The organism is Bradyrhizobium cajani (assembly GCF_009759665.1).
GTDB classification, from domain to species: domain Bacteria; phylum Pseudomonadota; class Alphaproteobacteria; order Rhizobiales; family Xanthobacteraceae; genus Bradyrhizobium; species Bradyrhizobium cajani.
This window is the reverse complement of the sequence record NZ_WQNE01000040.1, coordinates 1-12243: the sequence shown is the minus strand read 5'-3', so window position 1 is coordinate 12243 and position 12243 is coordinate 1. Positions and strand designations below refer to the sequence as shown.

General features: G+C 65.5%; 12 protein-coding genes. 4 read left to right on the top strand and 8 right to left on the bottom strand.

Annotated features, from left to right (window positions below; all coding sequences use genetic code 11):
- Window positions 1-5: 5 nt before the first annotated feature.
- From mctP to GPL20_RS33070, 5 genes are all read right to left on the bottom strand, one after another.
- Window positions 6-1499, bottom strand: a complete 1494-nt coding sequence (mctP, locus tag GPL20_RS33090) for a monocarboxylate uptake permease MctP (RefSeq protein ID WP_254125983.1) — start codon at window positions 1497-1499, stop codon at window positions 6-8.
- Window positions 1489-1626: a DUF3311 domain-containing protein gene (locus GPL20_RS33085; protein WP_246251155.1), complete on the bottom strand. Its 138-nt coding sequence runs from the start codon at window positions 1624-1626 to the stop codon at window positions 1489-1491. Before GPL20_RS33085 ends, mctP begins: the two co-directional genes overlap by 11 nt.
- A gap of 250 nt (window positions 1627-1876) precedes the next feature.
- Window positions 1877-2746 (bottom strand): MlaD family protein, encoded by an 870-nt coding sequence (locus GPL20_RS33080; RefSeq protein ID WP_157335832.1) that lies wholly within the window; start codon window positions 2744-2746, stop codon window positions 1877-1879.
- A 42-nt stretch (window positions 2747-2788) separates the two neighbouring features.
- Window positions 2789-3559, bottom strand: a complete 771-nt coding sequence (locus tag GPL20_RS33075) for an ABC transporter ATP-binding protein (RefSeq protein WP_157335830.1) — start codon at window positions 3557-3559, stop codon at window positions 2789-2791.
- Window positions 3560-3561: 2 nt separating this feature from the next.
- On the bottom strand, window positions 3562-4695 hold the full coding sequence (locus tag GPL20_RS33070; RefSeq protein ID WP_157335828.1) for an MlaE family ABC transporter permease: 1134 nt from the start codon (window positions 4693-4695) through the stop codon (window positions 3562-3564).
- A 134-nt stretch (window positions 4696-4829) separates the two neighbouring features.
- Here GPL20_RS33070 and dgcA point away from each other — a divergent pair, with 134 nt between their 5' ends.
- The gene (dgcA, locus tag GPL20_RS33065; RefSeq protein WP_157335826.1) at window positions 4830-5825 is read left to right on the top strand and encodes an N-acetyl-D-Glu racemase DgcA; all 996 of its coding nucleotides are present in this window, start codon (window positions 4830-4832) and stop codon (window positions 5823-5825) included.
- On the opposite strand, the gene GPL20_RS33060 is transcribed toward dgcA, so the two are convergent.
- Complete coding sequence (locus tag GPL20_RS33060) at window positions 5795-6991, bottom strand: MFS transporter (RefSeq protein ID WP_157335824.1); 1197 nt, start codon at window positions 6989-6991, stop codon at window positions 5795-5797. The genes dgcA and GPL20_RS33060 overlap by 31 nt on opposite strands.
- Window positions 6992-7066: 75 nt before the next feature.
- On the opposite strand from GPL20_RS33060, the gene GPL20_RS33055 reads away from it, so the two are divergent.
- Window positions 7067-8479, top strand: a complete 1413-nt coding sequence (locus GPL20_RS33055; RefSeq protein WP_157335822.1) for a hypothetical protein — start codon at window positions 7067-7069, stop codon at window positions 8477-8479.
- Window positions 8480-8611: 132 nt separating this feature from the next.
- On the opposite strand, the gene GPL20_RS33050 is transcribed toward GPL20_RS33055, so the two are convergent.
- On the bottom strand, window positions 8612-8971 hold the full coding sequence (locus GPL20_RS33050; protein ID WP_157335891.1) for a hypothetical protein: 360 nt from the start codon (window positions 8969-8971) through the stop codon (window positions 8612-8614).
- Window positions 8972-9124: 153 nt separating this feature from the next.
- Entirely contained in the window at window positions 9125-10075 is a 951-nt protein-coding gene (locus GPL20_RS33045; RefSeq protein ID WP_157335820.1) for an esterase/lipase family protein, read from the bottom strand.
- A 189-nt stretch (window positions 10076-10264) separates the two neighbouring features.
- On the opposite strand from GPL20_RS33045, the gene GPL20_RS33040 reads away from it, so the two are divergent.
- Window positions 10265-11953, top strand: a complete 1689-nt coding sequence (locus GPL20_RS33040) for a Na/Pi cotransporter family protein (protein ID WP_157335818.1) — start codon at window positions 10265-10267, stop codon at window positions 11951-11953.
- 123 nt (window positions 11954-12076) lie between these two features.
- The coding region (locus tag GPL20_RS33035) for a transposase (RefSeq protein WP_205751220.1) at window positions 12077-12243 on the top strand (167 nt) is incomplete at its 3' end.

Sequence of the window (12243 nt, the reverse complement as noted above, 5' to 3'; positions counted from 1 at the left end):
CGCAGTCACTCGGCCGCCTCGCGGGCCAGCCTCTCCTGCGGCGCGCGCTTGAGCACGAGGTTGACCACGACGGCCACCACGATGTTGAGCGTGAGCGCCAAGAGACCGGTGTAGATCGCGACCGGGCCAGCGCCGACGTCGATGCTGTGCAGCGGCTTCAGCCCGTCCGACCAGGCGAGCCACGATCCGCCAGCAAGGCCGACGGCCCAGCCGGCCAGGAGCGCGGTGCTCGAGAACCAGTTCAGATAGAGACCGAACACCAGCGCCGGCAGGGTCTGGAGGATCCAGAGCCCTCCGAGCAGTTGCAGGTCGAGCGCGAACTGCGTCGGCATCAGCAGGATGGCGAGCAGCGCGCCGACCTTCACCAGCATGGAGGTGATCTTGGCGACCTTCGCCTCACCTGCCGGCGTCACCTTCGGATCGACCCACACCTTCCAGAAGTTGCGGGTGAACAGGTTGGCGGCGCCGATGCTCATGACGGCGGCGGGCACGAGCGCGCCGATCGCGATCGCGGCGAAGGCGAAGCCCGCGAACCAGCTCGGGAACAGCGTCTTGAACAGCTCGGGCACGACGTCGTTGTTGCTCGCGAGCTTCAACCCCGCCGCATGACCCATGTAGCCCAGCAGCGCGAGCAGGCCGAGCAGCAGCGTGTAGGCCGGCAGCAGCATCGCGTTCTTGCGAATGGTGTTGCCGCCCGAGGACGCGAAGATGCCGGTCAGCGTGTGCGGATACATGAAGGCGGCGAGCGCCGAGCCCAGCGCCAGCGAGGCATAGGGCACGATCTGCGCCGGCGACAACAGGATCCCGCCCGAGCCCTTTGCGGCAAATGCCGCATCCGCCGCGGTGAAGATCGCGCCGTAGCCGCCAAGCTTGGACGGCACGATCGCGATCGCAGCGATCACCACGATGTAGATCATGATGTCCTTGACGAAGGCGATCAGCGCCGGTGCGCGCAGGCCCGACGAATAGGTGTAGAGCGCGAGCACCAGGAAGGCGAGAACGAGCGGCACCTCGCCGTGAAGGCCAAGCGCCTTGATCGCGACCTCCATGCCGATGAGCTGGAGCGCGATGTAGGGCATCGTCGCCAGCACGCCGGTGGCCGCGACGGCAAGTTCGAGCCCGCGCGATCCGTAAGCGCCGCGCACCACGTCGCCCGCGGTGACATAACCACGCTCCTTGGCGACCTTCCACAGCACCGGCATCACCGCGAAAACGAAGGGGTAGACGATGATGGTGTAGGGAAGCGCGAAGAATCCGTAGGCGCCGACCGCATAGACCAGCGCGGGAACGGCGATCACGGTGTAGGCGGTGTAGAAATCGCCGCCGACCAGGAACCAGGTGATCCAGGTCCCGAACTTGCGGCCGCCGAGGCCCCACTCGTCGAGATGGGCGAGCGTCTCCGGCTTGCGCCATCGCGAGGCGACGAAGCCCATGCCGGTGACGAGGATGAACAGGGCGAGGAAGACGGCGAACGCCGCGCTATCGACATTAGTCAGCACGGCGCACGCTCCTGTAGACGATCCAGGTGAGGAGCGAGGTCAGCGGCACCCAGGCGAGCTGATACCAGTAGAAGAACGGGAAGCCGAACAGATAGGGCTCCCGGACATTGTAGAACGGCACGATCATCAGGCCGATGAACGGCAACAGCAGCAACAGACGTATCACGCTCTCCTCCCCTGTGAGTGAAGTCGACGCGCTTTTTCGTGAGCGCGACTTGAGCGCGATATAGCTGACAAGCGGGGCCAGCCCCTCCCCCTACCTTGGCTCGGCCAGACCCCCCTACTTTCGTATCGCCGCAGCGCGCGCTGCACGACGCGGTCGTCACGCAAGACCAGTGGCCATAGCGCGCGAGAGGAGTTTGTTGACGCGGGGACCGCTACTGCCGGCGGCGCTCGTTCGCCGGCTTCGGCGGCTCGGGCGGCGGGGCGGGCTGCGATGAGTTGCTGGCGCCGAACAGCACGCGGGTGGGGTTGCGGTCGAAATTGTTCACGGCGCGGCTGATGTCGCCGAGGGTGCGGCGGCCGTCGGCCATCAGGGCGCCGGAGCGCTTGTCGAAATCGTCGGCGAGTTCGCGGATCGACTTCACCGCCTGGAACAGCTCGCCGCCGTCCTTGCCGCCCGCAAGCGTGTTGAGGCCGAGCATGAGGTTGTCGGCCTTGAGCATGACGCCGTCGACCTTGGCCATCACGCCGTCGATCTTCTCGGAGTTGCGCGCCAGCGAATTGGTGAAGGTCTCCAGATTCTTCAGCGAGTTCTTCACCGACTCCTGATTGTCGGCGACGATCTTGTTGATGTTCTGGAGCGTGCCGCGGATCGCCTCGGTGACGTCCTGGAGCTTGTTGGGATCGGCGGTCAGCGTCGGGATGCCGTCCTCGTCGAGTGGCGGCGGGGGTGCCGCCTCCTCGCCGCCCTTGAGCGAGATCGCGGCGACGCCGGTGAGGCCCTGGAATTCGAGGCCGACCAGGGTGTCCTTGCGGATCGGGGCGTTGTTCTCGACCATGGCCAGCGCGACAACCCGCCGCGGATTGTCCAGCTTCACCGAGACCACTTCACCTACCCGGATACCGTTGAAATTGACGCTGCCGCCGTTGCGCAGGCCCGCCGCCGGGCCCTCGAACACGACGCGCAGGGGGCTGCGCTGCTTGGTGGTGTGCAGCGACTGAAACCACAGCACGAAGCCGATCGCCGCGGCGATCACCGCCAGCGTGAACGATCCGATCAGGACGTAATTCGCCCGCGTTTCCATCAGGTGCTCCGGCTACTCAATCCAGCTGCTCAACCCAGCCACTCAGCCCATAACCGCGCGGGCGCGCTTGCCATGGAAATATTGCCTCAGCCAGGGATGCTGCGAGGCCTGCATGTCGGCCATCGACCCTGCCGCAATGATCTTACCGTTCCCTAAAACGGCGATGCGGTCGCAGGCTGTGTAAAGGCTGTCGAGATCGTGGGTTACCATGAAAACGGTCAGCCCCAAAGTGCGCTGGAGCGTCCTCACCAGCTCGTCGAAATCGCCGGCGCCGATCGGGTCGAGGCCCGAGGTCGGCTCGTCCAGGAACACGAGGTCCGGATCGAGCGACAGCGCGCGCGCCAGCGCCACGCGCTTGATCATGCCGCCTGACAGTTCCGAGGGAAAGCGCTCGGCGACTTCGGGCTTGAGGCCGACCATGGTCAGCTTGGCCATGGTGATCTCGTCCATCAGCCGCTGCGACACGCGAAGATATTCGCGCATCGGAAACTGTATGTTCTGCCGCACCGTGAGCGAGGAGAACAGCGCGCCCTGCTGGAACAGCACGCCCCAGCGCCGCTCGACGTTGCGACGCTGCGATGTGCTGGAGGAATCCAGATCGACGCCGAACACCTCGATGGAGCCTGCGACCTTCGGCACGAGGCCGATGATGGTGCGCGTCAGCACCGACTTGCCGGCGCCCGAGGGACCGACAAAGCCAAGAATCTCGCCGCGCTTGACGTCGAGGTTGAGCCCGTCGAGCACGCGCGTCGCGCCGAACTGCACGGTGATGTCGCGGACGCGGATGATGGGATTCTGGATCTCGCCTGCCATCGTCACATCCCGATCGAGGCGAAGAAGATGGCGAACACGCCGTCCATCACGATGACGAAGAAGATGCCCTTCACCACCGACGCGGTCGTGTGCTGGCCCAGCGATTCCGCGCTGCCCTGCACCGCGAGCCCCTCGACGCAGGCGACGATGCCGATCACCGCAGCCATCACCGGCGCCTTGACGATGCCGACGATGAAATGATCGATCGAGATGGCGTCGCGCAGCCGCAGCAGGAAGGCTTCGGGCTCGACCCCGCCATAGAGCCAGGCGACGAGGCCGCCGCCATAGAGCGCGGCCATCGCGCCGAGGAAGGCGAGGATCGGCAGCGCCAGCACTAGCGCCAGCATGCGCGGCAGCACCAGCACCTCGATCGGGTCGAAGCCCATCGTGCGCAGCGCGTCGATCTCCTCGCGCATCTTCATCGAGCCGAGCTCGGCGGTGTAGGCGCTACCCGAGCGGCCCGCGACCATGATCGCCACCAGCAGCACGCCGATCTCGCGCAGCACCAGCACGCCCAGCATGTCGACCACGAAGATGTCGGCGCCGAAGCGGCGGAAATGGAAGATGCCTTGCTGGGCGATGATGCAGCCGATCAGGAAGGTGATCAGCACGATGATCGGCACCGCGCGCCAGCAGACCTGCTCCATGTGATGCACGGTCGAGGTCAGGCGGAAGGAGCGCGGATGGATCAAGACGCGAAAACCCGCCGCGAGCACCGCGCCGAGCATGTCGATCAGGCCGGCAAACGTCCCGGCAACGCCCGCCACGGTCCGGCCGATCTGCTCCAGCATGCCCGTGATGGTAATGGTGCTGCTGTCGACCACGGGCGTCGCCCTGACCCGCCGCACCTCGTCGACGAGGCTCGAATAATTGGCGGACAGCCCCGCGATCTGCGCCTCGACCGTGCCCTGGGTCAGGCTGCGGCGCAGCCGCTCGATCAGCCAGGCGCCGAAAGTGTCGAGCTTGGCGACCTCGGAGACGTCGATGAAGATGTTTTGCGGGGTGCCGGCGAGCTTCTCGGCATCGGCCACCATCCGCTCCAGGACCGGCGCGAAGCTCGCGGTCCAGGTCCCGGTGGCGCAGAGTGCCAGCGCGTTGCCCTTGGCAATCCGTTCCAGCTTCGGATCGCCACTCAAGATGCCCGCTCCCGTGCCGGAGCGGAGGAAATCAGATAGTTGCGCACGCGCCCTTACCCGGAAAAGGTATCCCCAACTGGTTAATGTTAGTTGATAGAGGTAACCAGCAGGTTCAGATTTCGCCAGAGTTCAAAATGACTTCCACGAAACTTGTCGCGCTGGCGGCGCGAATCGAGCGCTTCCCGATCGCCGGCAGCTTTACCATCAGTCGGGGGGCCAAGACCGAGGCCGTCACCGTGGTGGCGGAGGTCCGCCGGGACGGCCTGACCGGCTGCGGCGAGTGCGTGCCCTATCCCCGCTATGGCGAGACGGCGGAGGCGAGCCTGGCCGCCATCCAGGCCATGCAGGAGGCTGTGGCGGGCGGCCTCACCCGGCAGGCCCTGCAAGCCGCCATGCCGCCAGGGGCGGCCCGTAACGCGCTGGATTGCGCCCTGATCGACCTCGAGGCCAAGGCGGCGGGCGTGCGGGCCTGGAGCCTGCTCGGTCGCCCGGCGCCGGGCGAGTGCACCACCGCCTTCACGATTTCGTTGGGCACCCCTGAGGCGATGGCCGCGGCGACCGCCAGGGCGGCCCACCGGCCGCTGCTCAAGATCAAGCTCGGCGGCGACGGCGATCCGGAGCGGATCGCGGCCGTGCGCAAGGCCGCCCCCAAATCCGAGCTGATCGTGGACGCCAACGAGGCCTGGACCGAGGCCAATCTGGAACAAAATCTCGCGGCCTGCGCCGCGGTCGGTGTGACCCTGGTGGAGCAGCCGCTGCCGGCCGGCAAGGACGAGGCGCTGGCGCGGATCAGGCGGCCGCTCGCGGTCTGCGCCGACGAGAGCGTGCACGACCGCTCGTCGCTGGCGCCCCTGCGCGAGCGCTACGACGCCGTGAACATCAAGCTCGACAAGACCGGCGGCCTCACCGAAGCCCTCGCCATGGCCGATGCCGCTCAGGCACTCGGCTTCGAGATCATGATCGGCTGCATGGTCGCGACCTCGCTGTCGATGGCCCCGGCGATGCTGGTGACCCCGCAGGCGCGCTTCGTCGATCTCGACGGCCCCTTGCTGCTGGCGCGCGACCGCGACCACGGCCTGCGTTATGACGACAGCCTGGTCTATCCGCCGGACTCATCGCTCTGGGGCTGAGCCATGAGCCGGTGCCGCGCTGCCCAAATTACGAGCGCGCCGGCCGCAGCCATCGCCGCCATCACGTAATACAGATTGTCGCCGATGCGCGCGTAGATCGCGCCTGACGCAATCGAGGTCGCCGCGCCGAGCAGCCCGTTGCAGGCGGCGTAGTAGCCCTGCCCCCGCGCGATCTGGTGCGAGGGCACGCGCTGCACCAGGAGATTCATGGTGCCGACGATGGTCATGCCGAAGCTGAGGCCATGGCCGAGTTGCACGATCGCGAGCAGCGCGAGCGGCGGCTCGTTGGCGGTGACGATCCAGCGCACCACGGCGCTCAGCCCGCCGATCGCGATCAACGTGGATGGATGCAGCGAGAAGCGCGGCGACAGCGCGAACACGACGATCTCGGCGATCACGCCCAGCGTCCAGAGCCCTGCGATCGTCAGCCCACTGATCCCATGGAGCTGCCAGTTGATGGCCGAGAAGGTGTAATAGGCGACGTGACTGCCCTGGATCAGCGCGGCCGAGGCGATCACGGCCCAGAAGCCGGTATCGCGCAGCCAGGCCTTGCCGGCATGCGTCTCGGCCGCCTTTCGCCTGACATCGTCCAGCGGCTGAAGCAAGAGGCCGGCGAGGACAGCAACGACGGCCCATGCGACGATGACCCAGATCAGATCGCGCGCCGCAATGCTGTCGACGAGATAGCCGCAGGCGAGCGAGCCGGCGGCAAACGCCGCCGATCCCCACAACCGCAGGGGTCCGTAATCGAGCCCGTAGCGGGCGACGCCGCGCAGCGCATAGGCATCGGTCAGCGGGGTCGTCGGCGTCCACATGATGCAAGTCAGCGCATAGATCAGGAACAGCGCCAGCGGCTGCTGCTGCAAGCCGACCGCAGCAAAGCCGATCGCTGTCGCCAGCACCAACAACATCATGGCGGCGCGAATGGCATGCCGCCTTTCGGCAAAGGCCGTGATTTGCGGCAGCGTGGTGAAGCGCGTGATCGCCGGCAGCGCATTGATGAGGCCGATCCAGGCAGCGTCGATGCCGATCGCCTTCAGCCAGAGCGGGAAGAACGGCAGGTGCGTGCCCGAGACCGCAAAGATGGCCGAGTAGAACAGGGCAAGGCTGACGGCGAATCGCCGCTTCACCGACGCTGGCGTGGGGATTTGTGATTCGGGCGGCATCAAACCAATTGCGATTCGGACGATATCGTGGTGATCGTTACAGTAACGCGCACTGATTTGCGCGACGAGATTGCCATGGCCAACGAAGCATTCGCCCTCTCGCCTATGTCTGCCCGCGCGGCCGAGCCGAACGAGCAGGATTACGACGCGATCCGCGAAGCCTTCATGGAGACGGCGCGCGGGCGCTGGTTCCTCGGCGAATACGCCAAGCGCAACCGCAATGCGGATACCCGCATGGTGCTCGATGCGGTCGCGAAAATCGAAGAAACCCTTGCGGCACAGCGACAACCCGTCGTCGAGGACCGCCTGCCCGAGGCGCTGGTCGAGATCCGCCGCGCCATCCGCGAGGCCGAGACCATCGCGATCGCGGCGTTCGATCCCGCGGCGATCGAGGCGAGCCTCGCGCCGATCCCGCGCGGGGTGCGCATCATCAAGGAGATCTCCTGGCGCTGGCGCGAGATCGGCGCCGACGGGCGAATCTGCGACCTCATTGATTCGCAGCTCGCCTCGATCCAGGCCGCCTGCGGACAGATTTCGACCGTCGACCCCCGCGTCGAGCTCAAGGCGGCCTTCGATCTGCTCAGGGATCGCGTCGAACAGCTCGATGCCGACGGCGACACGGCGCCGCAAGCGGCGGTCCATCCCTCCGCGGCTCAGGAAGCACCGGCGTCCGTCGCCGAAGCTTCGCCTGCCGAGACCGCGCCTGCCGCGATGATGAGCGAAGCCTCCGTGGCTTTGACGGAGACGCCGCAGGACATCGCAGCAGCTCCCGAGGTCGAAGCAGCCGCCGAGGGGCCGGCCACCAACGAGGCGTCCACAATTGCCGAGCAGGTCATGGCCGCTCGCGTCGAACCGGAGATCGTCGCCGAAAACCAGATTCCAATCGAAAACGTCGCACGTGAAGATAGCGCGCTCGAACACGTCGCTCTTGAAGAGCCCGCCGCTCTCGCCGAGGTGACCGACGAGTTTTCGCTCGACGCCGCCGCGGAAGCCGAAGACGAAGCCATACTCGAAGCCATCGCACTCGAGATGGCCGCACCCGATCCGGATTTCGACGAGATCATCGCGCCGGTCGAGATGGCCGCCGCAACTCCGGAGCCGATGGCGGCGGAGATCGCAGCGTCCATCGCCGTCGAGAGTCCGGAGCCGGTCGCGCCTGCGCCGGCCGCCGCACCGGTCGCGGAAGAGCCCGCCGCCGCGCCGATCGCGATGGACTCGCTCGCGCGCCTCACCGACGCCATTGCCGAAGCCGCCGCCGAGGTGATGGAGCAGCCGGCCGCGGCCGTGGCGGTCACGGCAACATCGGCCGCAGCGCCGACGGCGACGCTGCCGATGCCCTCACCCATGTCCTCGCCCCTGCCCCAGCCCTCGCTCGGCGCCACCATCCTCGCCAGCGGCATCTTGCAGAAGCCCCGCGCGCCGGCCAACGATCCGCTGGCGCCGATCCGCCGCATGACCCAGGCCGAGAAGATCGCGTTCTTCTCGTAAAGGCGTAGGCCCTCGCGCTGCTGCTCTCGTCATTGCGAGCGCAGCGAAGCAATCCAGAATCCCTCCGCGGCGATAGTCTGGATTGCTTCGCTCCGCTCGCAATGACGAACTAACCGCCGCGTACTCGGCCCATCACCCGCAATTCCAGACCGGCCCGATCGGCGTTCGCGTCCAGCACGGCCCGAAACTGCCGCCATTGTAGCGGCCGCCGCCGAAACCGGGGCGACCGAAATAGTGCCACTCGCCGTTCCAGCGGTAATACTGAGGAACCGGATCGATGTACCAATGGCGCCGGTCGTTGCGCGCGAGGCGCCGCATTGCGTCTTTCTGCTTGTAGAGCGGAATGCTGTTGCTTAGCGGCTGGCGATAACCCGGCAGGAAGCCGTAGCCATGCCAGGCCTGCTTGGAGCGCTTTTGAACTGAGGCAGCGGGCGCTACAGCCGGCAGCAGCGACAGGATGATAGCAACGAATAGACACACGACTCTCGACATGAGCCGAAGATAGACAGTCGCTTGCGGCAAGGCCATTCAAATCCGAGTGGGGCAATTGGTCACCCCCGAAGAGAATCGCAGGCGGAAAGTCGCGACTGCTTTGGACCCCAAACACTCGAAATCAGGCATGCCGCATTGCCGGCGAGTCCCCCTCTAGAACTCAGAGCCGCATAACGGCCTCTTCCAATCGTCCATTCGCTGGCGCTCGTCCTTGATTATACTGGTCACCCACACGTTGAGGGGGTCCGTCTTCTTGTCCGGCGCGGCTATGCGCAGGTGATCGTAGGTGTCGAACACCTTGATTTGCTTTGCAAGGCGCCTGTACGGCCCTCCTGCCGACTCCGCGGAGACGACAGGTAGTCCAAACGTTGGCGCGCCCTCGATCCCCACATACAGATGCACTGGCCGGCAATGAAATCGCTGAGACTTCTGATCCTCGGCACGGCGCCACATCGCGAGCATCCGCAGGAAGAGATTGTCCCGCTCGAGCGAAGTCAGGAGCGGATCTCTTTGGCCCAGAAACTGTTTGATGACCTCGCCGACATTCGCCAGATACGAGCCCTCCGCAGGCGTCCCGAGCGTGATGATGTAGGCGTTCTGCGCCCGCGCCGAATGGCCGAGTTCGGATTTGACTGAATGGAGGTACGCTGCAGCGACGTTCCCGCCAAGGCTGTGCGCGATGAAGCCGATGGAGCGATAACCGCGTGAGGTGACGAAGCCCTGATCAAGAATTCGCGTCCCCCCGTCATTGACGACGGGGCCCTGCATGCTGCTCATCAGAACCTCGGCGATCTCGTCGAAGGTTGCGACGTCGCGGTTGAGCCAGTTGAGAAGCTGGGTGTCGTATTTGATGACGAAGACATCGACGTCGGGAAAGTCAGCCGCCAGTTCCTGAGGCCACCGATACGTTCCCTTGGTAAACGTCTCGACGCCACCAAAAATTCCATGCACGAAGAAGATCGCGTCGCGGCCCTCACAGGGACGCGTTTCGCGCTGAGTGTCGCAGTCCTTGATCGGGACGATGTCTGCAACCGCGAATTCGGCCGCGTTGGATGGACTCGAAGCGAAGATGAAAACAGCAATGGCAAACCAGATCTTGCGCATGTAGCCCTCGCCGGTTCAAGGAGGCCAACATCAAAATCATGCATTGCAAGGCAGATGCCATTATACCTGAGATCGCAGACACCGCGACGGGGAAGGCCACGATTGTGCAATAATTGATCCGACCTATCGGGGCTGCGTTGCTGTGCTGTCTGCTTTGCTATTCGTGGTGGTTTGTCGCTAGGAGCGCGCATGTCCACAGCGATCTCGACACTGGGCGGAGTAGGCCTGTTCCTGCTCGGCATGACCGTGATGACGGAGGGCCTGAAGACGGTGGCCGGCTCCGCGCTTCGCGCGGTGCTCGGCAAGGCGGCATCGACTCCGCTGCTTGGCTCATTTTGGGGCGCCATCGTCACGCTGCTGGTGCAGTCCTCCAGCGCGACGACCATGACGACTATTGGTCTCGTCAGCGCCGGCCTGCTGACGTTCCAGCAAGGATTGAGTCTCGTCTTCGGCGCCAATATCGGCACCACGGGGACCGGCTGGCTGGTGGCGCTGATCGGCGTCCGCGTCTCCCTCACGGCCGCGGCGCTGCCGATGATCTTCGTCGGCGCGTTGACCAAGCTTCTCGGCCGAGGGCGGACGTCCGGCGCCGGCGCCGCGCTCGCGGGCTTCGGGCTCGTGTTGTTCGGCCTGACGACCTTGCAGCAGGGCATGGGCGGGCTGGCGGAGCAATTGCATCCGGCGGACCTGCCTGCGGTCCTCGGTAGTCCCGGGGTGTCAGGGTGGTCGGGCCTGCTCGGCGTGCTGGCGCTGGTCGTGATCGGATTGGTCATGACCGCGCTGATGCAATCGTCGACGGCCGCCATCGCGGTGACCTTGTCCGGCTATTTCGCAGGCGCAATCGGGTTGGACCAGGCCTGCGCCTTGATCATCGGCCAGAACATCGGAACAGCGACGAGTTCCGCGCTCGCCGCGATCGGCGCGAGCACCACCGCAAAGCGGCTGGCCATCGCCTACGTCCTTTTCAAGCTGATCGCTGCGCTCATCGCGCTGCTGACTTATCCCGTCGTAACGCCCTGGCTGCTGCGCGCCTCGGACACGATCGACGGCGTTACGCTGCTCGCCGGATACCACACGGCGTTCAATGTCCTCGGCGTCGCAGTCCTGCTACCGTTGATCAACCCGTTCACGCGGCTGGTCGAACGGATTCTGCCCGAGCGCGGCTCGCCGCTGACGCGATGTCTCGATCCTTCGGCCCTTGAGACCCCGATTGTGGCGGTGGAGGCGGTACGGCGCACGATCGCGCGCGTGGTCCTGACGGTGTGCGGTTCGGTCGAGGCGAAACTGGCGACCCGCGCTGGACCGATACGCCTGGGAAAGGACGCCGTTTCCGTGCAGGAAGCGGCCGATGCCTTGCGCCAGGCACAGATATTCCTGTCGGAAGTGGCCGGACCGCCTGACACCGACGACGAGCAGCAGCGTCTCACCAGTACGCTGCACGCGCTCGACCACGCGTCCCGGCTGGCGGACCTCGCAAGTGGGGAAAGCAATTTCGGTTCGGTGTCAGGCACACCGGAGGACATCGGCGCCGGAGAGCTATGTGCCGAAACGATGCGAAGCGCAGCCGCGATTGCGCGCGGCATAGCGGCGCCGCCTCGCGTCGATGGATCGACGCACTTCGCGCCCGCATCGCATGCCGCCGACATCATGGCAGGTCCCCGCGCGGACCCGCCCGACGAGGCCATCGCCGAGCTCGAGCGTTGTACGACACAACTCCGTGAAATGTTGCGCACCCACCGCAGCGCGACGCTCGGTGCGGTGGCTGATGGAACACTGACCGCCGACGCTGCCCTCCTTCGCGTCGAGGCGGTTCGAAACCTCGACGCGCTGTCGCAGCACGCCTGGCGTTCGGCGATCCATCTCATCGGTCGCGGCTAAAGCGCGATGAGATTAGGATGAAGCGTCATCGCGCTTTAATCTTACTGAGTCAGAAAATCGCAATCCGATCGAACTGAGAATCGAGGTATTAGAGCAGATTCACTCAGATCGAGAGGAACTGAGATGGGTCGCCGAGGGAAAGGAACCAGCGAAACGCGGTTTGCGGCTTACGTTGATGGTCTTGTCAGCGTGATCGGACATGCCGATCGAGCGCGACCGCTTCGGGATTATTGCACCGGGCTGTTGTTGCCCTGCGAACGCAAGAGCGTCGAGCCGATGGCGGCGGTGAC

Bases quoted from the DNA above. Each gene is read 5' to 3' on its own strand.
- GPL20_RS33060 (WP_157335824.1), bottom strand. From the start codon at position 6,991: ATGCCGCCCGAATCACAAATCCCCACGCCAGCGTCGGTGAAGCGGCGA.
- GPL20_RS33040 (WP_157335818.1), top strand. From the start codon at position 10,265: ATGTCCACAGCGATCTCGACACTGGGCGGAGTAGGCCTGTTCCTGCTC.
- GPL20_RS33080 (WP_157335832.1), bottom strand. From the start codon at position 2,746: ATGGAAACGCGGGCGAATTACGTCCTGATCGGATCGTTCACGCTGGCG.
- dgcA (WP_157335826.1), top strand. From the start codon at position 4,830: ATGACTTCCACGAAACTTGTCGCGCTGGCGGCGCGAATCGAGCGCTTC.
- GPL20_RS33050 (WP_157335891.1), bottom strand. From the start codon at position 8,971: ATGTCGAGAGTCGTGTGTCTATTCGTTGCTATCATCCTGTCGCTGCTG.
- GPL20_RS33055 (WP_157335822.1), top strand. From the start codon at position 7,067: ATGGCCAACGAAGCATTCGCCCTCTCGCCTATGTCTGCCCGCGCGGCC.
- GPL20_RS33075 (WP_157335830.1), bottom strand. From the start codon at position 3,559: ATGGCAGGCGAGATCCAGAATCCCATCATCCGCGTCCGCGACATCACC.
- GPL20_RS33085 (WP_246251155.1), bottom strand. From the start codon at position 1,626: ATGATCGTGCCGTTCTACAATGTCCGGGAGCCCTATCTGTTCGGCTTC.
- GPL20_RS33045 (WP_157335820.1), bottom strand. From the start codon at position 10,075: ATGCGCAAGATCTGGTTTGCCATTGCTGTTTTCATCTTCGCTTCGAGT.